We start from the raw sequence: 22,450 nt of genomic DNA, 5'->3' as shown, positions 1-22,450 counted from the left end.
GACATTTCCACGGGTGGGCGTCGGAGTCGACGTCCACCCGTTCGCATCCGGGCGCGAGTTGCATCTCGCGGGCCTGCACTGGCCAGGCGAAACGGGCCTTGACGGGCACTCCGACGGCGACGCCGCCGCTCACGCCGCCTGCAACGCGCTGCTGTCCGCGGCGGGTCTGGGCGACCTCGGCGGGGTATTCGGCACCTCCGATCCTCGCTGGGCAGGGGCCTCCGGCGCCACCCTGCTGGAGGAGACCGCCCGCAGAGTGCGCGCAGCCGGCTTCGAGATCGGCAACGTGGCCGTCCAGGTCATCGGGAGCCGGCCGAAGATGGCACCTCGCCGCGCGGAGGCCGAGAAGGCGCTCAGCGCCGCCGTGGGGGCACCCGTGAGCGTCAGCGCCGCCACGACCGACGGTCTGGGTTTCACCGGACGTGACGAGGGCGTGGCGGCCGTTGCGACCGCGATCGTGGTGAACCAGAACCCGGCTTCAGGCGTCTTCTCATAAGGAACGCGGAAGCGTTCCGGCGGGCGGTGTGGAATGCTCGCCGACACATTCGAGGCGGTGGCCTGTTACTGGCGCGGTACGGGCCACCTCCTTTTTCTGAATGATCTATGAATGTCCTGGGTAACTCCCTGTTGACCATGTCTCGTCACTGGGGGAGCAAGGCATGATTGGATCGATTATCTCCGCGATCATTATCGGAGCCATCATCGGGGCGTTGGCACGCCTCATCATTCCCGGGCGGCAGAAGCTTTCGATAGGTATGACGCTCGTTGTCGGCATCGTCGCCGCGCTCATCGGCACACTCATCGCGGGCCTGCTCGGCCTCGTCAACGCACGAGGCATCAGCTGGTGGGAGCACCTCATCCAACTCGCGCTGGCGGTGATCGGAGTGCTGCTCGTGGTGCAGATGCAGGCGAAGAAGGCGCACTGAGTCGAAATTTTGCCATTACCAGGAATATCCCTGACCTGGAGGGTAGTCATCTCCTCGTGAGAGTGAAGGTCACCTCACGGGGAGGTTGATGACATGACCATCGCATCCGTGCTGGGCGCCATCGTCATCGGCGCCGTCATCGGCGCTCTCGGCCGCCTTCTGCTTCCCGGGCGGCAGCCGATCGGATGGATACTGACCATCATCGTCGGTATCGTCGCCGCCCTCATCGGTACCGCGATCGCCCAGGCCTTCAACGTGGCCACCACCGACGGCATCGACTGGATCGAGCTCGTCATGCAGGTCGTCCTGGCCATGGTCGGTGTCGGCCTCGTCGCCGGCCTCAGGCGGTCCAAGGCCTAGACACCGGAGTGAACCACCCCGGTGACTCCACCGAGGCTCTGCATGCCGGTCGGCGGGGGCACCGGCGATGTCCCCGTCTCCCAGGAAGACCCGCTCGATCTCCGGCCGGAGACCGAGCGGGTTCCGGCCGGATGGCCACGTTCGGACGGCGCCGGCAGTCCGCCGCGCGGCGGCTCACACCTCCGGCGGGGTGGGCGTGCTGCGTACCCGCATCGAGGGCGGGGGCGTCGTGTCCTCGCCGTTCGATCCGGAGCCGCCATCCGTCTCCCCTGCTTGCTCGGCCTGAGGTTCCGGCCTGGCGGTCACCCGCGCGGGGCTCTCCTCGTGATCGGCGGCCTCGGCGCCGTGCACCGGATCCGGTGATGCCCCGCCCGGCGGCTGCTCCGACACCATCTGCTCCGACACCATCTGTTCCGACACCATCTGCTCCGGCGTCGTCTGCTCCGACATCGTCGGGATCGGCTGAGTGTCGACGTCGCGGTCGTCGATCTCGCCCTTCCGCTTCCGATCTCTCTTCCGCGAGGGCCCTGTGCTCCCCCGTGAGGGCTGTACGCCCTTCCGCACGGGCTCCGTACCCTCCCGTGAGGACTCTGCGCCCTTCCGCGCGGGTGCCGCGTCCTCCTGCGAAGGCTCTGCGCCCTTCCTCGCGGGCTCCGTGTCCGCGTCCCAGGTCTCCACCCGCTCGCTGACCCGGCCCTCGGGCCCGGGCCGTCCCTCCCGCACCGCTCCCCCTTGTACGGCGGGGCGGGGCGGATGGACGAGCAGATCTTCCTGACTGGGCCGGACCAGGTCGCCCCAGCGCACGGGCTTCTCCCGCAGGGGAGTGTGTTCAGGAGCGGGTTCAGGAGCAGGAACCGCTTCGGGCGTGGCGGGGTGCTCAGTGGTCGTACGGCGTTCAGAGGATGCGGGGGCGGCAGGGCGCTCGGGAAGCTCGTCGACCTCGGGAGTCTCCGGGGCGGCGGTGGGACCGACCACCGGCACGCCGGGCGGGAGGTCGTGGTGGGGCGCTGACTCCAGGGGAGGGGCGGCCTGGGGGTCGAGCACGACCTCGGCGTGGGAGAGCTGGACGGCCGGGGCAGAGTGTGCCGTCGCCGGAGCGGTGGTCTGGACGGCCTGGGCGGGCTCTGCCGCTGGGCGCGCGGGCCGGCCGCGATGGGCCGGGTACTCCGCGGTCGGCATGTCGGCGTCCGAGAACGGCACGATGTCACGGCCGTGGCTCGCTGTCGCCGCGTCGGCGGCGACCCGCCGGGTGGCGGCATGCTTGATCAGCAGGAGCCAGAGCCACAGGGCCAGGGCCAGCATCGCCCACGGCGCCACGGCCACCACGACAGCCGCCTGCCGTACGTCCACCGTGGCCCGCAGTGCCGTGGTCACCTCGACGGCGGCCGCGGCGACGAGCAGCAGCGTCAGGATCACTCCCGCCTGCAGGCGGACCGGCCACCGGCCGCCCCGCAGCAGCAGGACACTGATCATCGCAATGGCGAACAGCGCGTCGAAGGCCGCCGGATAGAGGTAGGCGAGTCTCTGGTCTGCTTCGCCGGCGACGGCAAAGGCACGCAGGTCCTCAAAGGACAGCACGCACGCGGCGGCGGTGAGCGCGGCCACGCCGACTCCGGCGGCGGCGATCCCGGCGCCGCGCAGGGCGCGGGCGACCCGGTCCGGCTCAACGGGTGGGGGCGGGTTCGAGGACGGGCGGGAGACCGGGTCTGCCGCCGCGGGGGATTTGACGTCCATGGCCTCTTGAGCCTACATAATCGGCACTTAACATGATCGATGGAGCCAGATCTGACCGTGCGCCTCACCGCCGAGCGGGTCTACCTGCACAGTTGATCATTCACGGGTCCCGTGGCACGGTCCATCCCATGGATGATCAGTAACGATATTCACCGTTAATGATGACAAAAGACATCCCAGGGCAACTTCAACGTGTCGCAACCCGGCTTGTGAGGTGAGGCGAGGCGTTAGCCTTTCTTTCGTGAGCCTGCACCTATACGACACCAGCGTACGTACGATCCGTGATTTCGTTCCGGTCGAACCCGGCCGGGCGTCGATCTACCTGTGTGGTGCCACCGTGCAGGCTCCTCCGCATATCGGGCATATCCGCTCCGGCGTCAACTTCGACGTGTTGCGCCGCTGGATGATCCGCTCGGGTTACGAGGTGACCTTCTGCCGGAACGTCACCGACATCGACGACAAGATCATTAGGGTCGCGGCGGCCGAGGGTGTGCCATGGTTCGTCGTCGCCGAGCGCAACCAGCGCGCCTTCAACTGGGCCTACGAGGTGCTCGGCTGCCTTCCGCCGACCGTCGAGCCGAGGGCCACCGGCCACGTGCCCGAGATGATCGAGCTGATGGAGCGGCTGATCGCGGCCGGCCACGCCTACGCCGCCGACGGTGACGTCTACTTCGACGTCATGTCCTACGCCGACCGGTACGGCTCGCTGTCCAACCAGAGGCTCGAGAACATGCGGGCCGCCGGTGACACCGACACCGACTCCTGCAAGCGGGACCCGCGCGACTTCGCCCTGTGGAAGGGCGAGAAGCCCGGCGAGCCGACCTGGCCCACGCCCTGGGGCCGTGGACGTCCCGGCTGGCACCTGGAGTGCTCCGCCATGGCGACGAAGTATCTCGGGCCGACCTTCGACATCCACGGTGGCGGCGTCGACCTGATCTTCCCGCACCATGAGAACGAACTGACCCAGTCGCAGGCGGCCGGTGACGGTTTCGCGCGCTACTGGATGCACAACGGCATGCTCAAGATCGGTGCGGAGAAGATGAGCAAGTCGCTCGGCAACTCCCTGCTGATCCCCGAGGTGATCAAGAAGGTCCGCCCCGTCGAGCTCCGCTACTATCTCGCGGCCCCGCACTACCGCTCGGCGATCGAATACTCCGAGGAGGCGCTGTACGAGGCCGCCTCGGCCTACCAGCGCATCGAGGGCTTCGTCACCCGGGCGGCCGAGGTCATCCACGATGTGGACGCGCACGCCCCGCTGCCCCAGGCGTTCGTGGACGCGCTCGACGACGACCTGGGCACCCCGCAGGCACTCGCCGTGGTGCACGAGGTGGTCCGCGAGGGCAACGTCGCTCTGGCGGACGGCAACAAGGAGCAGGTCGCCAGATTGCTGGCCGAGACGCAGAACATGCTCGACGTGCTCGGTCTGGACCCGCGTTCGGAGCAGTGGCACTCCTCGGGCGGTGACGCGGGAGGCCTGCGCTCGACCATCGACGCGCTGGTCAGCGTGGCTCTGGAGCAGCGTCAGGCGGCCCGCGGCCGTAAGGACTTCGCGGCGGCCGACAGCATCCGCGACCAACTCGCCCGAGCCGGGATTCTCGTGGAGGACACCCCCCAAGGTCCCCGTTGGGAACTGTCGAGGTAAAAGCAGGCCGTACTCTAGACAGCATGGCTGGTGGGGGTAGAGGGTCCGGGCGACCCGCGAAGAAGAAGAGTCCGACCAAGGGCACCGGCGGCAACGTCCGCCGTGGTCTGGAGGGCAAGGGGGCGACCCCGCCGGCGCACATGCGGCACTGGCACAAGGACAAGGCACGCACGGAGCGGATCGATCGCGAGGAGAGGACCGGCGGCCGGTCCTCCTCGGCCTCGCCGCGCACCCCGGTCCGCGCCAGGCGGAGCGAAGACGCCCCCGAATACATCGGTGGCCGCAACCCCGTCGTGGAGGCGCTGCGGGCCGGTGTGCCCGCCAGCACCCTCTACGTCGCCCTGCGTATCGACAACGACGACCGGGTCAAGGAATCCGTCCGGATCGCCGCCGACCGGGGCATCGCGATGCTGGAGGTCGGCAGGGAGAAGCTCGACCGCCTCACCGAAGGGGCGATCCACCAGGGCATGGCCCTGCAGATCCCGCCTTACGAATACGCCCACCCCGAGGACCTGGTCACCATCGCCCAGGACGCCGCCGAGGTGCCGCTGATCGTGGCCCTCGACAGCGTCACCGACCCGCGCAACCTCGGCGCCATCGCCCGCTCCGCCACCGCCTTCGGCGCGCACGGGCTGCTCATCCCCTCCCGCCGTTCGGCGGGGGTCACGGGCGGCGCCTGGAAGACCTCCGCGGGAACGCTGGCCAACATGACGGTCGCCCGCGCGGCCAACCTGACTTCGGCCCTGCGCGACTACCGCGAGGCCGGCCTGTTCGTGATCGGCCTGGACGGCGAGGGCACGGTCGAGCTCGGCGACGCCAACCTCCTCGATGGTCCGTTGGTCGTCGTCGTGGGCTCCGAGGGCAAGGGCCTGTCCCGCCTGGTCCGCGAATCCTGCGACCTGGTCGTCCGCATCCCCATGAGCGCCGCCGCCGAGTCCCTCAACGCGGGCGTCGCCGCCGGCATCGCCCTCTACGAGGTCTCCCGCCACCGCCGTCGTTAGGACGTTGCTCCGTGGTTCCCCACCACGGAGCACGCCCCGCCCGTCCGGCTTACCCTTCTCGATCCGTCACCTCGGTGACGGGCGGGCCATAAGCCGACTAGAATCATCAGACGACCATGCCGACGTAGCTCAATCGGCAGAGCATCTGTCTTGTAAACAGAAGGTCAGGGGTTCGATTCCCCTCGTCGGCTCGCAGGTGAAAGGCCCTCCAGGGTGATCCCGGAGGGCCTTTTCTCGTCCGTACAGCAGCGAAATACAGCAACGAGGTCAGCCGTCGCCGTCCAAACTCTGATTGAGCCGGTCGAGCGCTTTGCGGGTCTCCGGTGAGGGGATCTGCGTGTAGACGTTCATGGTCATGGAGATCTGCGAGTGTCGGAGGATGCGCATCGCGACCCGGGGGTGAACGTCGAGGGCGGCCAGGAGCGAGGCGCAGGTGTGCCGGGTGTCGTGAACGCGGATGCGAGGGACACCGGCCTTACGGCAGTGCGCGTCGAACGCGCGGTTCAGGTTGCGCGGTTCGATGGGGGTGCCGTTCCGCGTGGTGAAGACGAGATCGGAGTCCTGCCACTTTTCACCCGCGGCCTCGCGGGCTTCCCGCTGGGTGCCCTGGCGATGCCGGAGAGCCGTGATGCACAGCCCGAGCAGCGGCAGTGACGCCGTCGAGTCGTCCGTCTTGGTCCTGTCGCGGTGGAGGAGCTGTCCGCTCACGCGTGTGAGCTGGTGGGAGATGTGCAACTCCTCGCTGTTCAGGTCGACGCAGTCCCAGGTCAGGCCGAGCACCTCGCCGCGGCGTAGGCCGAGGCTGAGGATCAGCACGTAGGCCGCATACAGGGGGTCGTCGGCCGTCCTCAGGTGTTCGAGGAACCGCCGGGCCTCGTCGACGCTCCAGACCGGATACTGCCGCTTCTTCTTCGTCTTGCTCGCACTGGGCAGGGTCGTCAACGCCGCCACATTCTTGGAGATCACCTCTTCCTTGATCGCCTGGTTGAGCGCGGCGCGGAGCGTACGGCGGATGCCCGCGATCGTGCTCCGGGACGGGTAGCCCTTGCAGCACTCTCCCTTGGAGCAGCACCGCCGCTTGGCTTCTGGCCGTCTGTGGTCCTTCTTCTGGTCACAGCAGGTGCATAGGGTCGGCAAGGTGTTCAGCCAGGTCTGAACGTCCCGGACCGTGAGCTTGTCGAGCCGCTTCTTGCCCAGGCCGGGGATGATGTAGAGCCGAATGAGCGGCTCATAGGCGACGTAGGTCGTCGGCTCCCGGTTGGGTTCGACCACCTCGGCGAGCCACTGCGTCAAGTACGTGGCGAGCGTCGGGTGTTTGGTCGGCACTGGCCCCTTGCTTGTCAGCTCGTGGAGCTTGAGCCACTTCTCATGGGTCTCCTCGCGGGTCTTGCCGTAGGCCCATTTCCGGGTCTTCTTGCCTTCAGGGGTGACGACCCAGACGTAGCCGGCCCAGCCGTCTTTGTAAGGGAAGACCGAACCCTCACCGTTCGAGCGCTTACCCATCAGGCGGCCTTTCCACAGAGTCGCGTCACATAGTCGTTCAGGGCGGATTCGGGGATGCGGCGACAGCGCACGTTGACCACGATCGAGTCGAGCTCGCCAGAGCGGATGAGTGCGTAGAGCGTCCACCGGCTGACCTGGAGAGCGGCCATCGCCTGCGGAACGGTGAGCAACTTAGGACTCATGGCGGCCTCCCGGATCAACGAGACGGTTTCCGGTAAGAGCGCTTACCAGAAGGGCGTCACCGGCCGAGTGGCCCTGTCCGGCGTACTCCCAGTGGGAGATGACGAGGACGGTGTCCTCGTCGAAGAGGGGAAGGCGGCCGGTGGTGATGGCTTCGCCGCGCATGTGCTCAGTCCGGGCGGCGCGGAGGGTGCCGAGGGTGGTGGAGTAGCGGCGGCTCTTGGTGGAAAAGTGGCCGCGGAAGCCGAGCATGTGAGCCCACTGGACAAGGCGGAGGTCGGCCAGCTCGTCGAGGGCGCCCAGGCGCAGGCACTCGGTGATGAGGCGTCGGGGATGGTCGCGCAGGTTGAAGGCTTCGAGGTCGTCGAGGGGGTTGATCCGCCGGTCCAGGGTGCCGACGCATTCGGCGGCTTTGGTGGCGTACTTGGCGATGTAGGCGGCTACGGCCTGTTCGGTGAGGTCACCGGTCATGGTGATCTCGCGGATGTCGAGTTGAGCGCCCCAGCGCAGCACCCGCGCGGGATCGTCGCCCGCTGCCGGGACGGTGACCGCCACGGCCGAGGCGGCATGCCGTACGGCGTCGGCCAGGGCGTCAGCCGTCGCCCAGGCCGGGGGAGGTGAGGCGGGTCCGTCCGGGCCGTCGAGGCGGATCACGGCGTGGAAGTGGACGACGCCGCGCCGCTGGTACTCGGCGACCTTGGCGAAGGAGATCACGGCCTGCTCGCGGAGTTCGCGGAGCGTCAGCCCGGCGAGTTTGGCGACGCGCCGGCGGAGGGCTTCGGTGAGGCGCCGCCATAGTTCCGGGGACATGGCGTTGAACAGCACGCTTCCGGCGTAGTCGTAGCAGTCCGGGCAGAGCGGTTCGCCAAGGCATCCCTCGTCGGAGCCGTGCCGGGCGGTGCAGGACATGACGCGCCCGTGCGGGCAGGTGGCCGCATCGCGTCGAGCGTGGCAGGGCAGGACGGTGCCGTTCTTCTCTTGCCGGGTGTGGACGGTCCCGAAGGACGGCGCGGTGAGGGTGACGAACAGGCAGGGGTGAGCGGTGACCGAGTCCGGGACACCCTTGCCCCCGACCAGGCCCGCGCGGATGAGTTGGTAGGTGTCGGCCCGGTAGGTCTCGGCGCAGGCCGGGCAGCGCGAGGCCCGCCGGGTCTTGCACGGGACGCGCAGGATGCCGTCCGGTTCGGTGGCGGTGCTGTAGGTGTGCAGGCGTTGGCCGGTGGCGGGGTCGAGGTGGGAGACATGGCCACGGAGATGGATGGGCTGTCGGCAGCCGCCGGTCCGGCGGATCTGCGAGGCCCACCGGGCGTATTGGGGATCATGGAGCCGGGCGATGAGTCCGGCTACCGCGTGGGTGCTTGGCATGATGGGGGTGTCCCTTCCGGGCTCTTGCGGTTCGGTCGTGGGATGGCCCCCGACGTGACGGACGTCTTGGCGGATGTGTGGTCACGCCGGGGGCGCTGAGGGTTCAGCAGAAGCCGAGGCCCTCGCAGTGCTCGCAGGTCTGGCCGTAGCTGTCGACGCCGGTGCCTCCGCAGTGGCAGCACACCCAGCGCTGCGGGGCCAGGACGACGAACGGGGCGCGGTCGTCAGGGCTGTCGGTCACGTGATCCACCTCCCTTCGTCGCGGTCGGGCGCGGTATCGATGAACACGCGCCAGGCGTAGGGGCGTCTGCGGCGAGGTCGGATCGGCGAGATGGAGCCGACCGGGAGGATCGTGCGGATCTTGTTGACGGTGTAGGCGAGTTCGGCGTAGGTGCCGTCGAGGCGGATGCGCATGGGGTCTCCTTCGTTTTCAGGCGGGTTCGGGGCTGTCGCGCAGGGTGCGCAGCAGGTCGGAGGCGAGCTGAGTGGACACCCCGAGCCGGGCGCGCAGGGTGTCGCGGGTGATGGGTGCGCCGTGCCGGGCGTGGTGTTCGTCGGCGACGCGGCGCGCGTAGTCGAGGAGCTCGCCCGTTGCTCCGGTCTCGTTCTGGCCGTTCTCGGCACGGTTCTGGCCGGGTATGGCGGAGCCGGAGGAGGGGAGGAGCGCGGCAGGTTCAGCCGAGGTCTGCGCTACGGCGTCCGGGACGGGAACGAGTGTCGGGGACGGTTCGGATCGGGCTTCGGAGGAGCGTCGTTCCAGCATGGAGACCGCGATCAGGAACGCGCCGGCCGGGGTCGCCGCGGTGATCCACCCCCAGGCCGACGGTTCGGCCTGAGCGAGGTTCGCGGCCAGCGACAAGACGATCCCGCCGACGAGAACGAGGGTCGGCCAGGAGATCCAGCCGTCTCGGACGCGGCCGTTCTTCCTGTCGCGCTGTCGTTCCCGCGCGGCCATGACGCAGGTGAGATCGACGCAGACCGCCACGGCCCAGGCCATCCAGCCGGACTGCCCGTGTTCGATGGCGGTGTCGCGGATGTGGGTGAAGCTGCCCGCCCCGGCGATCGCCGCGAGGATCAGCATCGGTCCGGAGTCGGCCAGCCGTACGGCCAGGCGGGGTGCGGTCGTGGTCACGGTGGGGTCCTCCTTCCAGGGGGTCGCGAGGGGTGTTCAGGCGGCGAGTTCGGGGGTGTCGTCGTGGTGGGGCGGTAGCTCGTGGCCGAGGCCGGAGGCGGCTACCTGGTTCCAGGAAGGGGTGATGTCGGCGTAGGTGCCGGCGGCCTGTTCGGCGGCGGTGGTGGAGACGTAGCCGGACCGGGCGCGATACCACCGGCCGTCAGAGCCGGTGATCACCGCCACACCGGGCAGTTCCGGGGCGATGGACCGGGCGGCGACCAGGGCGTCGGGGTCGAGGTCGCCCAGCGTCATCACGGCGGTTTCGGGGTCATTGACCCGGTGACAGACCCGCCCGCCGATCTGAGCACGCAGCGCGGTGACGCCGGGGCCGAGGTCGGAGCCGATCCGCTGACCCGACAGCACCAGGTGGATACCGAACGCGCGGCCGAGCTGGGCGATGCGCAGCAGCGCGGTAGCCGTCCGAGTGACCTGATCCTTCTCAGCCTTGTCAGCGGTCAGGAACAGCTCGGCCAGCTCATCCACCAGGACCACGACCGGGATCGGGCGAGCAGGGTCGGGGAGTTGCCAGATGTCACGCACCCCGTAGCGGCGACAGGCCAGCATCCGCGCGCCCATCACCGCGATCAGGTCGCTCAGCAGATCGAGGCACTCGGCGCGGGTCGTGGCCAGCGCGGTCAGCCGGGCGGCGTAGGCCGACAGCTCCACCCCGCCCTTGAGGTCGAAGCCGACCAGGGCGACCGGTTGCGGGGCCAGCCCGACGATGAGCGCGTTGATCAGGTTGGACTTGCCCGATTGTGTGGCGCCCGCGTTCATCCAGTGCGGGATCAGCCGCAGGTCCATCCGCCAGGCCGCGCCGGTCTCCAGCACCCCGACGACCGGCCGGAGCAGGTCCTCGGCCCGCCAGCCGTCACGCGGCTCAGCCGGGGGCATCGCGGGGGCGACGTGGGTCAACGGGTCTTGGGTGATCCCCTGAAGGGTGACGCGGCCGGGCCGGGAGGCGACCACGCGGACCGCCTCGATCCGCCAGGCGTGCGCGAGCCGTTCGCAGACCTTGGCGTAGTCGTCGGGCACCTGGCCGTCGAGGAGATGGAAGGTGATGCGGAAGCCGTGCCGTACGGGCCGGGGCAGGCCCATCCAGGGCTTGGTGTCGACCGCGACCCGCTGGAAGCGCCGCTTGACCTGCACGACACCGGTCGAGGCGACCAGACCGGGGACAGTGGTGAACCACCACCGGTGCCGCTTCTTGGTCAGCCCGCAACCGGAGGCCACGTGCCGCCAGGTCCAGCGCAGCCACAGGGCTTTGCGCGGGAAGACCAGGACGTACCAGTAGGAGGCCGGAGCCCAGCGCCGCCAGGCGAGCAGCACCAGCAGGGCGGCGAGGACCTTGAGTAACGGGTGGCCGAGGTCGATCACAGCTCAGCCCCCGTTCTGACGGAGCCGGCGGAGCCGGCGGGGCGGAAGGACGCGGCCCGGTAGGAGATGCCCCAGCGTCCGCCCTGTTCCCAGACGTAGCCGACCAGGCCGACCGGGACGATCTCCTCACCGACGATGACCTGCGGTTCCGGTGTGGTGCTGACCTTGACCAGCTCCATCCGGCCGAAGTCGTCTTCGAACAGCAAGGTGAGCTCGTACATGACGTTGCCGTCCTTGTCGCGCTTGATCTCGCCGGTGTCCTTGTTGACGAGGCGGGGCTTGGCAGCCTTGACGCAGGTGATCTGGAGCTTGGTGACGTCGACGGGGATGGGGATGGTCCGCATGATCGTTCCTCTGCTAGATGGAAGCCTTGGAGTACATAGAACACTTGGAATTCTATGTTGTCAATGAGTGCTTCGGCGGCTTGGTTGGTTTCTTTGCGGAGGTGTGCTGAACTGGAAACGAAGCAAAACGAAGCAAGATGAAACAAGACGAAGCGAGACGAAGCAGATGGTGGAGAAGACCGGCCGGCCGGCCTACTTGCAGATCGTTGACGAGCTACGCGGCCAGATCCGCGCCGGCTCACTCACGCCTGGTACGGCTCTGCCGTCCATCGCTCAACTGGGCGAGCGGTTCGACGTCTCCGCCAGTGTCGTCAAGGCCGCGATCAGCGTGCTGCGCACCGAGGGACTCGTGATCGGCCAGCAGGGCAAGGGCGTCTTCGTCCGCCAGGCCCCCGCCGAGACCCCCGAACCCGCGGCCCCCGAGGTGAGCACCGAGATCCTGGCGCAGCTCGCGCAGATGCGTCACTCCCTCAAGGAAGTGGGCGATCGGCTCTCTGCTCTGGAGACGGCAGTCTTCGAAGGGCCACGCTGATCTCACCGAGCCGGCACGCCAACTCGTCCAGCTCTGCCCGAATTGCGGTCAATTCCCAGATAATCCGCTGGGGGTCCACGTTCATCGCCTACTCCCTTGCCCTACGGTGTCTTTCGCCTTTCGAGGTGACCTAATTCCACCGTGAGCTGCGAGTTTCCGGTATCACGTTGAGCTGGTTAAACTTCTTCAGTTGCTCTCAACGACTATTTACATAAGCGTTTTCACATGCACGACCGCACACCGCGCACCACCCCCACAGCGTGAAGGCGAAGGTATGCAATTGAAGACGACCCAGCGCCCCGGCTGGACCCCCTCCCGCCTGCGCGAACACCGCGAAGCCCACGGCCTCACACTGGAGGCCGCAGGCGAACGGCTCCGCCAGGCCGCCACCCGTCACGGCCTGGACGTCCCCGCGGCCAACCTCCAAACCCTGTGGGGACACGAGCATGGAACAACGTTCCCCGGCCCGCATTACCGGCGTGCTTACTGTCTGCTTTACCGGGCCACCGAGCCCGAACTAGGCTTTCGTCCCGCCCTGCCCGGTGAATCACAGAAAGCGGAAATCGTGATTTCCGATCTGCCTGCGCCCGCTGATCCCGCAGCCGACAACGCCGCCGCCCAGGTCATCGAAGAGGCCTTTACGAAGGTCTCCATCGGAGGCATTACCTCGGATGACTCCCCGCAAGCCCTGTTACGTGGCCGGGTGGTCGACGCCTGGCGCAGACGCCACGGCGGAGGCAGCCCCCGACCCATCCTCGTCCTCGTCGGCGGATACGCCGGATCGGGCAAGACTGAGTTCTCCCGCTTCCTATCCGACATCACCGGCTGGGCCTTCCTGGACAAGGACTCCCTGACCCGAGCCATCGTCGAGCGGCTGCTCGTCTCCCTCGGCGGCGACCCCCACGACCGCCATACCGACCTGTACCTCAAAGAGGTCCGCCCGTTTGAGTACCGGTGCCTGATGGAATCGGCATGGGACAACCTCGACGTCGGCACCTCGGCCATCTTGTCGGCGCCGTTCATCGCCGAGCTCAAGGACGAGGCGTGGTTCACCCGTCTGGAGAACCGGTGCGCGGCCAAGGGCATCGACGTGGCCGCGATCTGGGTCCGCTGCGACACCGAATCCATGCGCGAGTACATCGAATTCCGCGGAGCGGCCCGAGACGCTTGGAAGCTGGACAACTGGGAGCAGTACGCCGAAGGACTTGCCGTCGAGACCAGCCCGCCGACCGCCCACGTCACGATCGACAACCGGCTTGGCGCGGCGATCAGCCTTGCCGACCAGACCCGCGAGGCGCTCAAGCGGATCCTGTCGTGAGAGCACAAGGCATCGTGCTGTACGGCCCGCCCGCCAGCGGCAAGGACACCGTCACCGCCGCTCTTACCCGGCTGGATCCGCGGTTCGTGCTGCTTCCCAAGCTCAAGGTCGGCACCGGCCGGGCGCACGGGTATGAGTTCGTCAGTGCCGAGCACCTGGGCAAGCTGAGGGAAGCGGGGCGTCTGCTGGTCGAGACCCGCCGCTACGGCAACGTCTACGCCGTCGACCACCAGACGATCGAAGACCGGCACGCCGCCGGCTACGTGCCCGTCGTACATATGGGTAACATCCGTGATCTGCGTCGGCTTATCGGCAGGGTTTCCGACTCCTGGCTTCGTGTGCTGTTGCGGGTGCCGCGCGAGGTCACCGAGCAGCGGTCCCGAACCCGGGGGGACGTCGACACCGGCAAGCGCCTGGCCGCGTGGGACGAGACCCTTGCTGACCTGGAGGCCAACACCGATGCCGGATTCTTTCACCTGCGCCTCCACACCGACCGCATCGGCGCCGACGCCGCAGCCGAGGAGATCATGAGCGCCTACGATCGGCTCCGCACGGCCGGGCTCGCTCACTCGGAGGAGTGCCACCGCTGAGCCGGGCCGCGACGCCCGGCGGAATCAGATCCAGCCGCCACCAGGTCCCGCACCCGTCGCACTTCGCACCCGTCCACATCCCCTCCGGGTTCGAGGTCCACGACACCGAGCCATGCGAGCAGCCACCGAAGGAGAGCCGGCCTGTCACACTTGCCTCCTCTCGGTGTCGCCGCCGGACCGTCGCGTGGTCCATGCCTCCCCCGCCCCCTTTTCGGACCGCCGCACAGCCGGTGTCTGCGTTCCTCGGTGCCGGGCTCCATCTACGGGGGCGCGCAGAGCACTGTCCGACGGGGGCGACGGACAGCGCTCTGCGGAGGCCGGCCCCGAGGCCGAGTCACCGCCGGGGCAGTCCATGGGGGCGGGGGAGGCATGGGCCGGGAGCCGCGTGGGATGGCCCCCGGCAGGCGGGGCGGCAGGTCCCTCCAACCCGCGCCGCCCCGCCCGTCTCAGCAGGCGCGCCCGGACAGCACCGCCGTCCAGGTCGCCTGAGCTTGACTGATCGACATCAGAGCGGTCTCGTGCACCTGGGGCGTGCCGCGGAGCTGTACCGTCCGTCGCAGGAACGCCCGCCCTCCACCGATGCACAGCTCATACACGGTGGCCCGGCAGAAGCAGGTCCACGCCACCGGCCGCACCCGCAGCAGCGACCGGCACGGCGCCCGCCACACCAGCCGCACAGGGTCGCGTTGCAGCATCGCCACATGCGGACTCAGGCACTCCTCCACCGCGGTCACGACGCGTCCTGCCCCGTCCGTGCGTGCTCCCGCCGCAGATCGGCATAGCGCAGGGCGACCCGCCGCGCGGCCTGGACAGGCTCCAGCGCCGGATGCCAGGCATAGATAGGGCGGTACTGGCGAGGGTTCCACCCGGTGCGCCACCAAAACCGCCGCCCGTCGCACCAGACGATCAGACCGACCCACACCGACACCAACGCCAGCCCGTACCCGTCGTGGACGTCCGCGGTGATCTCATGCTGAGCCAGGGCATCGCGGAGTTCCTCAGCCGCGTCCACTGCCCCCGCTTCATCGGACGAGGTTGTGACCATGATTTACCTCCCGTCGGCGTCGCGCCCAGCATAAACAGCTTTTACTACCCCTGCCTACCCCTCAACACTTTTTCCTACTCCTGACGACCAGTACGCCCCGTAACGTCTGTTGACCTGGGGCTACCGGTCGCTTCCTATCGTTTTTACTGTGATCCACTTCCGGCCTGATCAGCCCAAGTCAGAGCAGGTCCTCACCGAGATGCGTCGGCGCATCCAGACTGGCGACTACAAGCCCGGGTACCCCGTCCCGGGAGAGCCCCGCATGGCTGAAGAATTCGGGATCGCCCGACGAACCGCCCGTAAGGTGATCAATGCCCTTATCGCCGAAAGGCTGGTCTACACCGTCCGCAACATCGGGACCTTCGTGGCCGACCCCCAGACCGGCGGGCCACCCGAGCGCATCGAACCCGGAGACGACGACCAGGACCAGCCCGAAGAGTCAGCCGTCCCCGACTGAATGAGAACTTTCTCTACGGTTTCAAGGCGGTCCGCCTTCGGCGGCCCGCGCGCGTCGGACGGTCGTCGGCCGCGCTGCGGCTCTTCGGCCGGTCGCGACCGCCGCCGCCCACGCGCTGAGGGTCGCCAAGCGGCACCAGAGCGAGAAAGCTTCCGGAAGTCTTGGATGATCTGTCCGTAAGGCTGCCGCGCGGCTTCCGTTCCTCGGGCCTGGCGGCCCTGCGGTACGGGTCCACTTGCCATCGAATGACGAGGTGAGCCACCGCCGAAGTCACGTAGGGCGGAAGCTATGCGCGAACGCCCCGGTAAGTCGGAGCAGGCCCGGGATATCGCCGAGGCGCCCGAGCCCGCTCCGAAGCGTCACTTACAGCAGAGTCGGGGCGTCGGGAGACTCGGCGGCGGGAGGCTTACGGGCAGTGGCGGGGACGGGGAACACGTCCCTCTGCTCCAGCTCGGCCACGGTGACGAGCGGGCCATCACAGATCCGCTCCAGTAGATCGGCCTGCTCAGGCTCCAGTTCCACACAGAGGGTGAGCACGTGGAGGAGTTGGAGTAGTTCGGTGGTGAACTCAGCGGGCCATTCCTCGGTGTGAATGTCGTCGAGCGGTGACGACTTGCGGCCCGCCGGCTTCTGCTTCCGGTAGCCGAACCACTTCTTGACGATCTTCATGCCGGAGACCTCGTACGCCCACACCTCCGGGCGCATCGGGGATATCTGTCCGGCGCCGACGTGCAGGGTCATGGTGTCCGGGTCATAGGTGATCTCGTTCGGCATGGAGTCGGCGTCGCCCGGGATGGCCCGTTGGACTTTGGCGCGGTCGGTCGAGGGGCGCGGAGGCCCGGCGGGACGGCCCTCGGAGGGGTCGGCGAAGCGTTCACCGTAGGTGTGCAGCCACAAGACTCGTCGGCCGAGCCGTACGGCTTTCGCCCACAGCTCCGGGTCGGCGGTGAGCGGGATGCGCACGCCGGGGGTGCGGAGTTCCTCGGCGAAACGGGCGGTGTAGCCGCCGTGCGCGGTTACCGCGGCAATGTAGGCCAGCACATCGGAAGCGGAGACCGACAGTTCGAGGCGCTGGGCGAGAATGCGGACCAGACCGGGCGCGAAGTTGGCCACCCCGGCCGCACGGTCCCGATACAGCGGAAGTACCCGGCCACCCGCGCTTCCTTTGAAGTGGTCCATGTCCGGGACATAGGCGCTGAAGACGAGCCCCGGCCCAGCTCCGAGCGATTGGGCATGTTGCTCGATGGTGAATACTTGGCTAGAGCTACGAACTTGCCATAGTGGGGGGCGGGCGTAATCAATCACACGCGAGTCATATATGACTTTCTGCCTGTCGAAACTCCTGTAGGCCACCGTTTCGAGGTGAACCTCCAGTGAAGCTTCTTGTGAAATAGGTAACTCTGACGTTCTACCTTCCGGTAGAGAGCTGGCAAGGAAATTGATAGTCCGGTCGCGTGTTTCCTTGAACAAAGCAGCTTTGTTGTTGACGTTAGCCTTCGTTAGCCTTTCCCACCTCGTGAGAAGTACATTGGGATTTGGATCATAGACCCATGTTCTGTTGGGCTTGACGCCCGGTGCCTGCCAGGGCATCAGATCACCAATGGTCGGGTAACTAAGCCAGTCATCCCCGCCGGGCGGTTGAAGCCGGTCCGGCCAGCCGGTCGCGCAGTTGGCCCACTCTGAGCTGTCGAGGCGCAATTGTGTCAGGGCCGCGAACTTCTCGGATCGGCGCCCCGACAGGCTGACGTGGTGGACCAGCGCGGGGGCCTCCCGGTCGCCGTTGCCGTACCGCACGAAGACCCCGATGCAGAGCGGTTGCTGAACGCCGGGGAAAACCCGAGTGGGTACGTCGGGCTGATGACCTTCCGGTGACAGGTCGATGATCCAGCCTTCGTCAGCGGTTCGACGCAGGTACTCCCGCATGCCGGCGAAGCCGGGACCGGTCGTGTATCCCGAGGTGGTGATGAAGGCGACGATGCCCGCGGGCTGTTCGGGGTGAGCGTCGAAGACCTTCCACGTTGCCCACCGCCAGAAATACACGTACAGGTTCGACAGTACATATTCGTACTTCCCGAGCCCCTCGGCCTTGAAGGCTTTCAGCGGAATGCCGTGGCCGGAGTTCTCCGCGCCCTGCTCGATCCAGCCGCCGAAGCCCTTGGCGCGCTCGCGGTAGGGCGGGTTGCCGATGACCACCTGAACCGGTGTGTCCCGCTTGACCCGGTTGGCCTCACGACGGGACCGCACGATCGGCTCATACATCGAGCCCAGGTCCAAGCGCGTGTTCTCAAACGGACTGTCCAGGGTGTCGGCGACGTAGAGCTTTTGGTCCTTCTCGGCGATCTCCGCGCCGTGCTCGGACTTGAGCGCCTGATTCAACCGGAGCTCAGCCACCGCGTACGGCCCAGCCTGCCGTTCCATCCCGATGAGACGCCCGAACAGCTTCTTAAGCTGGCCGGGAACAGCCCCCTTGCCCTCCTCTTCCTCCACAGTCCGGGCGACGTTGTTGACGATGTTGAGCAGGTAGGTTCCCGTCCCCATCGCCGGATCGACAACCATCACGTCATCAGCGGCGAAGCCGCCTTCCCGCCCGAACTTGCTCCGCAAGATGTCGTCAACAAAGCGGACCATGAACGAGACCACCTCGTTGGGGGTGTAGTACGACCCACTCTCTCTCCGAAGGCTGGAGTCATACATGTCCAAGAAGTGCTCGTAGAGGTGAAGGTAGGAGTCCGCCGAGCCGTCACTGATCTTGTCCCAGTCCACCGCGCCGATGACCCGTTTCAGGGTCTCCACGACGACGCTGCGGCCTTCCACCGCGTCATGGGTGAGCACGGCCAGGGCCTTGCCCATGAGCGAGTGGTTCTTGCCGAGCTGGGCGGCGATCTGGCCCAGGGTACGGCCCTCGAAGGCGATGCCGTCCACGCGGGCGAGCAGCAAGGCGAAGGTGACGGTCTGGGCGTAGGCGTCGGCGAACTCCTCATGCGTCAGCCCGGGAAACAGCAGCTTGCGCCAGTCCTGACTGAGTTCGGTGAAGACTTTCTGCTTCTCCTCACCCCGTCGTTCGCGACCGATCGTCTCGATGACCTCTGTCCGCAGCAACTTGCAGAGACCGGCCACCGCGCGTACGAGCTGGCGGAGGTTTCGAGGTGGGTTCGGCTTCCACAGCAGGAAGTCGGAGATGACACGGGCGAATTCCCCGTCAAGGGGAGTGAGCTTGCTGCCTGCTTTGCGAACGTCCCCGTTCATCCGAGCGACTTGCCCGACCAACTCCCCATCGCGGTACAGCGCCCACAAAGCACCGTCGGTGTAGAGCACGTTCGGCAGCAGCCGGAGTTTCTCCCACTGGTTCTTCTCGTGTTTGTTGGGAGTCCACGTTGTCGGCACACCGCGGCCAGGGGCCTTGAGCTCCACGTAGCCCACCCGAGCGCCGGCCACATCGACGGCGTAGTCAGGTCGCACTCCCAGCGTGGCCAACGAGGTCTCACCGATCATCGCCAGGGTGATGCCCAGGCCCTCGGCCATGTCCTCGAAAAGCCTCTCCAACGGCGCCCTAAGCTGGTCCTCGGGTTGACCACCGCCGTTCAGCTTGACGGCAGCAGACTTACCGAAACGCGCCACCGCCTCTACGGCCTTGTCGAGCAGCGGCTTAGGGGGGTTCGTCGCGGCCATATGCGTCCGTTCAATGCGGAGTTGTTGAGCCGGATCAACTGATGAGACGCCACTGATCCGATATGTCAGTTTCACACGGTCCAAGATCTTTTGGGAAGGGATCGAGGAAACTACGGATCTTCTTATTGTCGGAGATAACGGCCACGTAGAATGCGCCGATATGCAACGGCTAGCGCTCTTTGACCTGGATAACACACTTATAGACCTAGATGAGGATTTCCTTGTATGGGCCGAAGAGTTCGCCGAGGAACACGCCCTTGGTCCCGAGGCAACCGGTTGGCTACTCGCCTTGGACCGGGCCGGCTACCCGCATCGCCAAGCCTTCTTCGCCAAAGTGCGCGATCACTTCGCCTTGCCCTGGTCGGTCGACGAGCTATGGAGCTGCTACCGCGAGCGCATGCCGTACCTCGTTCGCTGTCGACCCGAAGTGATGGATGGCCTGTCTCGGCTCCGCGCGACCGGGTGGAAGGTGGCTATCGTCACTAACGGGACGGCGGACAACCAACTCGGGAAGATCCAGCGGACGGGGTTGGCTGAAGCCGTTGACGCCTACGTGCTCTCCGGAGCCGAAGGCATCCGCAAGCCAGATGTCGGCCTGTTCGAGATCGCCGCCGGGCGCTGCGGCGTGACCCTCGACGGGGGAGGCTGGGCGATCGGCGACAATCCCGTCACCGACATCGCCGGAGGGCGCGCGGCCGGTCTGCGAACGATCTGGATCGACCGCGGAACCTCGACGGGCCATGACCACCAGGCCGACCACGTCGTCACCGATGTACTTCAGGCCGTGGAGATCCTCCAAGTACAGCAGTGATCGAGCGGCAGCACCCCAACTCAACGGGAGTGCTTGTGCAACACGGCTTCCTTGCCGAAGGTGATCGCCTAGAAGCGCCAGGCCATACGGGAATCTATATCTTGTGTCTCGGCTCTGGTTTGGCACTACATCTTGTGGATGTTCAGCTTGTCTTCAAGGGAGGGTCATGCTCTACTTGGATCGGTAAAAGATCAGGCCCCATCCGGGGCCATGACAAGAGGTCGGGGCCGTACGGGGGATGGGGCCTGGATGCGTTGGTCGCGCTCTAGGGACCATATAGGAACCGCTCGTCGCTCTTAAGGCGGGGGTCCTCTACTCGTGTGACCTCACCTCAGAAGTGAGGAGAAATGGCAGGTCAGGCCAACTCGCGCGATGTCGTGCGGCGAGATGACGGAACATGGGCGGTTACGAAGCCGGGAGCCGCGCGCGCGAGCGTGAGGCTGGAGACTCAGGACCAGGCCATCCAGCGCGCCACCGAGATCCTCGGCAACGATGGCGGGGGAGAGCTGCGCATCCACGGCAGGAACGGGCAGGTGCGTGATCAGCGGACGATCGCGCCGGGGAACGACCCTTACCCGCCCAAGGGCTGAGCGCACGACCACCCGATGATCGGGGCCGCCTTCATAAGGGCGGCCCCGATCCGCAGAATCTCCCGCTGATCTGGCTCAGCTCCCAGCTCCGCTCCGTTCCTGATCAATCGTGCTCATCTGCGGCTGCCCGTCTCGCGTGAAGCGATGGGATGGCGGACGCTGGTATGCGAGATGACAGGTACCGCATTGGTGGCAGTCGCGTGTTATTTCCCGTGAAGGGTGGATCATGGCTGGAAAGCTCTACCCGACCGTGCACAACCGGCGCGACTCCTACGGGTTAGCGGCCTACAAGATTCGCTGATGTCCTCAATGGATCTTGCTAACGCCAGTGCTAACAACAACCCTGGACAACCACGGACGGCTGTGGAATCTCCGAGGCCGGACACTCCTCCTGAGCAGGCGTTTATGACAACGGTGGACGCCCGTGGGCATCCCTGATCTTGCTACGGATCAGAAGGTTGTATGGGTTGGAGAGGACTTAGCTCATTAAAGTCGGCGTTGCCGATTGGATCCTCGGCGATCGCTACTAGGTAGGACAAAATATGCTTTTTCGACGCTCCATAATCCCGAACTAGCGTAGTTGGGGCGCGCAGTAGGTGTAAATCGTACCTGAGTGTCTATTTTGGGCGTCTTGAGAAGTTGTTTCGTGTTTAGGGATTTCCTGTGTAGCGGAAGGAGTCGTTTGTGTATCGATTGAAAATTGCAGGATGAGTTGATCTATCTTGGATGAATAACCTGCTTGTCCCTACTAGATCCGCAGGTGAGCGCATGAGTGAGCAGTCGGCACAGGTGATCGTCGGTGAAGAGCAGGTCTCCAACCCTCCCGGTACCGCGAAAAAGACCGACAGTTCCGGCGGCAAGAAGCCTCCCGCTGCGCGGGCAGTTCCCAAATGGGAGACGGACGCACGAGACCGAGTCCGAACGGCCGTGCGCCGCTACTCCAAGCCGCTGGCCGATCTGGTGGCCCGTGATGCCAACGAAGGAGACACGCGGCTTCTGATCACAGACTTCCTGTGCGAAGGGCTGGGCTACGACAAGTACGAGGACCTCACCACTGAGTACCAGGTCAAGGGTGAGTTCGCTGATTATGGCATTCGCATCGACAAGCAGTTGGTTGCCTTCATCGAGGTGAAGCGGTGCAGCCAGAAGCTCAACACCAAGCACCTGCGCCAGGTGCAGATGTACGCCGTCAACGAGGGCGTCGAGTGGATGATCTTGTCTAACGGACAAGTCTGGCAGGCTTACCACATGACCGCTGGCCTTCCCGTGGTCATCGATCTCGCCCTTGAGGTCGACCTTCTTGGAGACACCAGCTTGGCGACCAAGGTCGATGGGCTCTTCTACCTGACCAAAGAGTCGTTCAAGCGCCGGTTGATGGATGACCTGTGGAGGGCCCGCGCCGCGACGTCGCCGAAGTCCTTGGCGCAGGTACTTCTGTCGGAAGTGGTGGTCGATGCCGTGCGCAAGGAGCTTCGACGCCAGACGAACTACAACGCCGACTCTGCTGAGGTCCATCGCGCTTTGCGTGACGAGGTGCTACGAGCGGAGATCTTGTCTTAACCGCAGGCGCCTCGAATGAGCGTCCCGAATGGCTTGGCCGGTTTGGGACGCTCCATCATCTGTCGGCTGTTCAGGTGACAGCAGCGCTGACAGCAACGTCCCCACACGCGGACTCACTTCGGCCACCGTCCACCACCCTCTGACCATGGTTTCCGCTACCCGACCAGGGTGATTGGTCCGGGCTCGAAAATCGGTGAGTTAGTGGGCAGGCGGCAGCGAACCCTGGCCAGTGATGTCGGGGCAGGGTCTGCGGGGTGGGAATTGGGGTCAGGCGG

The 22,450-nt window shown here is 66.5% G+C and carries 24 protein-coding genes and 1 tRNA gene; 13 read left to right on the top strand and 12 right to left on the bottom strand.

The features are described from left to right. Window positions 1-13 precede the first annotated feature (13 nt). The 3 genes from ispF (at window position 14) to ACIN94_RS13125 (ending at window position 1,286) form a co-directional block, all read left to right on the top strand. Window positions 14-496 carry a 2-C-methyl-D-erythritol 2,4-cyclodiphosphate synthase gene (gene ispF, locus ACIN94_RS13135; protein ID WP_400704162.1) on the top strand — a complete coding sequence of 161 codons (483 nt, stop codon included), beginning with the start codon at window positions 14-16 and terminating at the stop codon, window positions 494-496. 163 nt (window positions 497-659) lie between these two features. Continuing rightward, complete coding sequence (locus ACIN94_RS13130; RefSeq protein WP_400704159.1) at window positions 660-926, top strand: GlsB/YeaQ/YmgE family stress response membrane protein; 267 nt, start codon at window positions 660-662, stop codon at window positions 924-926. Between the two features lie 93 nt (window positions 927-1,019). Continuing rightward, window positions 1,020-1,286: a GlsB/YeaQ/YmgE family stress response membrane protein gene (locus ACIN94_RS13125; protein WP_400704156.1), complete on the top strand. Its 267-nt coding sequence runs from the start codon at window positions 1,020-1,022 to the stop codon at window positions 1,284-1,286. Between the two features lie 174 nt (window positions 1,287-1,460). Here the strand turns inward: ACIN94_RS13125 and ACIN94_RS13120 are convergent, their stop codons facing one another. Further along, a complete protein-coding gene (locus tag ACIN94_RS13120) occupies window positions 1,461-3,020 on the bottom strand; it encodes a hypothetical protein (RefSeq protein WP_400704153.1) in 1,560 nt (519 codons plus the stop codon). Window positions 3,021-3,261: 241 nt separating this feature from the next. On the opposite strand from ACIN94_RS13120, the gene cysS reads away from it, so the two are divergent. The 3 genes from cysS to ACIN94_RS13105 all read left to right on the top strand — a co-directional run bounded on the left by cysS (window position 3,262) and on the right by ACIN94_RS13105 (window position 5,854). Next, window positions 3,262-4,662, top strand: coding sequence for a cysteine--tRNA ligase (gene cysS / locus ACIN94_RS13115; RefSeq protein ID WP_400704150.1), 1,401 nt, complete (start codon window positions 3,262-3,264; stop codon window positions 4,660-4,662). Between the two features lie 23 nt (window positions 4,663-4,685). Then, window positions 4,686-5,663: a 23S rRNA (guanosine(2251)-2'-O)-methyltransferase RlmB gene (rlmB, locus tag ACIN94_RS13110; RefSeq protein WP_400704147.1), complete on the top strand. Its 978-nt coding sequence runs from the start codon at window positions 4,686-4,688 to the stop codon at window positions 5,661-5,663. Window positions 5,664-5,781: 118 nt separating this feature from the next. Then, a tRNA-Thr gene (locus ACIN94_RS13105) sits at window positions 5,782-5,854 on the top strand. Between the two features lie 76 nt (window positions 5,855-5,930). On the opposite strand, the gene xerC is transcribed toward ACIN94_RS13105, so the two are convergent. From xerC to ACIN94_RS13065, 8 genes are all read right to left on the bottom strand, one after another. After that, window positions 5,931-7,166, bottom strand: a complete 1,236-nt coding sequence (xerC, locus tag ACIN94_RS13100; RefSeq protein ID WP_400704144.1) for a tyrosine recombinase XerC — start codon at window positions 7,164-7,166, stop codon at window positions 5,931-5,933. Beyond that, a complete protein-coding gene (locus tag ACIN94_RS13095) occupies window positions 7,166-7,348 on the bottom strand; it encodes a helix-turn-helix domain-containing protein (protein ID WP_400704141.1) in 183 nt (60 codons plus the stop codon). The genes xerC and ACIN94_RS13095 overlap by 1 nt, the downstream gene beginning before the upstream one ends. Beyond that, window positions 7,338-8,711: a replication initiator gene (locus ACIN94_RS13090; RefSeq protein WP_400704138.1), complete on the bottom strand. Its 1,374-nt coding sequence runs from the start codon at window positions 8,709-8,711 to the stop codon at window positions 7,338-7,340. Before ACIN94_RS13090 ends, ACIN94_RS13095 begins: the two co-directional genes overlap by 11 nt. Before the next feature lie 103 nt (window positions 8,712-8,814). After that, window positions 8,815-8,952, bottom strand: a complete 138-nt coding sequence (locus ACIN94_RS13085; protein WP_400704135.1) for a hypothetical protein — start codon at window positions 8,950-8,952, stop codon at window positions 8,815-8,817. Then, entirely contained in the window at window positions 8,949-9,125 is a 177-nt protein-coding gene (locus tag ACIN94_RS13080) for a hypothetical protein (RefSeq protein WP_400704132.1), read from the bottom strand. The genes ACIN94_RS13085 and ACIN94_RS13080 overlap by 4 nt, the downstream gene beginning before the upstream one ends. A gap of 16 nt (window positions 9,126-9,141) precedes the next feature. Beyond that, on the bottom strand, window positions 9,142-9,792 hold the full coding sequence (locus ACIN94_RS13075) for a DUF2637 domain-containing protein (protein WP_400705067.1): 651 nt from the start codon (window positions 9,790-9,792) through the stop codon (window positions 9,142-9,144). Between the two features lie 87 nt (window positions 9,793-9,879). Continuing rightward, the gene (locus ACIN94_RS13070; protein ID WP_400704129.1) at window positions 9,880-11,259 is read right to left on the bottom strand and encodes an FtsK/SpoIIIE domain-containing protein; all 1,380 of its coding nucleotides are present in this window, start codon (window positions 11,257-11,259) and stop codon (window positions 9,880-9,882) included. Next, a complete protein-coding gene (locus tag ACIN94_RS13065) occupies window positions 11,256-11,603 on the bottom strand; it encodes a hypothetical protein (protein ID WP_400704126.1) in 348 nt (115 codons plus the stop codon). Before ACIN94_RS13065 ends, ACIN94_RS13070 begins: the two co-directional genes overlap by 4 nt. Before the next feature lie 166 nt (window positions 11,604-11,769). Here ACIN94_RS13065 and ACIN94_RS13060 point away from each other — a divergent pair, with 166 nt between their 5' ends. The 3 genes from ACIN94_RS13060 (at window position 11,770) to ACIN94_RS13050 (ending at window position 14,043) form a co-directional block, all read left to right on the top strand. Then, on the top strand, window positions 11,770-12,135 hold the full coding sequence (locus ACIN94_RS13060) for a winged helix-turn-helix domain-containing protein (protein WP_400704123.1): 366 nt from the start codon (window positions 11,770-11,772) through the stop codon (window positions 12,133-12,135). Between the two features lie 274 nt (window positions 12,136-12,409). Further along, a complete protein-coding gene (locus tag ACIN94_RS13055) occupies window positions 12,410-13,453 on the top strand; it encodes an AAA family ATPase (protein ID WP_400704120.1) in 1,044 nt (347 codons plus the stop codon). Continuing rightward, window positions 13,450-14,043, top strand: a complete 594-nt coding sequence (locus ACIN94_RS13050) for a guanylate kinase (RefSeq protein ID WP_400704117.1) — start codon at window positions 13,450-13,452, stop codon at window positions 14,041-14,043. Before ACIN94_RS13055 ends, ACIN94_RS13050 begins: the two co-directional genes overlap by 4 nt. A 446-nt stretch (window positions 14,044-14,489) precedes the next feature. Here the strand turns inward: ACIN94_RS13050 and ACIN94_RS13045 are convergent, their stop codons facing one another. Next, on the bottom strand, window positions 14,490-14,777 hold the full coding sequence (locus ACIN94_RS13045) for a hypothetical protein (RefSeq protein ID WP_400704114.1): 288 nt from the start codon (window positions 14,775-14,777) through the stop codon (window positions 14,490-14,492). After that, window positions 14,774-15,088 (bottom strand): hypothetical protein, encoded by a 315-nt coding sequence (locus ACIN94_RS13040; protein WP_400704111.1) that lies wholly within the window; start codon window positions 15,086-15,088, stop codon window positions 14,774-14,776. Before ACIN94_RS13040 ends, ACIN94_RS13045 begins: the two co-directional genes overlap by 4 nt. A 148-nt stretch (window positions 15,089-15,236) precedes the next feature. Between ACIN94_RS13040 and ACIN94_RS13035 the strand changes: the two genes are divergently transcribed. Further along, on the top strand, window positions 15,237-15,545 hold the full coding sequence (locus tag ACIN94_RS13035; RefSeq protein WP_400704108.1) for a winged helix-turn-helix domain-containing protein: 309 nt from the start codon (window positions 15,237-15,239) through the stop codon (window positions 15,543-15,545). Between the two features lie 363 nt (window positions 15,546-15,908). Here the strand turns inward: ACIN94_RS13035 and ACIN94_RS13030 are convergent, their stop codons facing one another. Then, a complete protein-coding gene (locus ACIN94_RS13030) occupies window positions 15,909-19,289 on the bottom strand; it encodes a type ISP restriction/modification enzyme (protein WP_400704105.1) in 3,381 nt (1,126 codons plus the stop codon). Window positions 19,290-19,374: 85 nt separating this feature from the next. On the opposite strand from ACIN94_RS13030, the gene ACIN94_RS13025 reads away from it, so the two are divergent. The 3 genes from ACIN94_RS13025 to ACIN94_RS13015 all read left to right on the top strand — a co-directional run bounded on the left by ACIN94_RS13025 (window position 19,375) and on the right by ACIN94_RS13015 (window position 22,175). Beyond that, window positions 19,375-20,025 (top strand): HAD family hydrolase, encoded by a 651-nt coding sequence (locus ACIN94_RS13025; RefSeq protein ID WP_400704102.1) that lies wholly within the window; start codon window positions 19,375-19,377, stop codon window positions 20,023-20,025. Between the two features lie 347 nt (window positions 20,026-20,372). Further along, the gene (locus tag ACIN94_RS13020; RefSeq protein ID WP_400704099.1) at window positions 20,373-20,615 is read left to right on the top strand and encodes a DUF2188 domain-containing protein; all 243 of its coding nucleotides are present in this window, start codon (window positions 20,373-20,375) and stop codon (window positions 20,613-20,615) included. A 768-nt stretch (window positions 20,616-21,383) separates the two neighbouring features. Further along, window positions 21,384-22,175, top strand: coding sequence for a type I restriction enzyme HsdR N-terminal domain-containing protein (locus ACIN94_RS13015; protein WP_400704096.1), 792 nt, complete (start codon window positions 21,384-21,386; stop codon window positions 22,173-22,175). Window positions 22,176-22,450: the final 275 nt, after the last annotated feature.

Origin of the sequence: Streptosporangium sp. NPDC087985, assembly GCF_044741965.1 — a bacterium.
GTDB lineage: Bacteria > Actinomycetota > Actinomycetes > Streptosporangiales > Streptosporangiaceae > Streptosporangium.
This window is presented reverse-complemented; position numbering and strand designations above follow the sequence as displayed.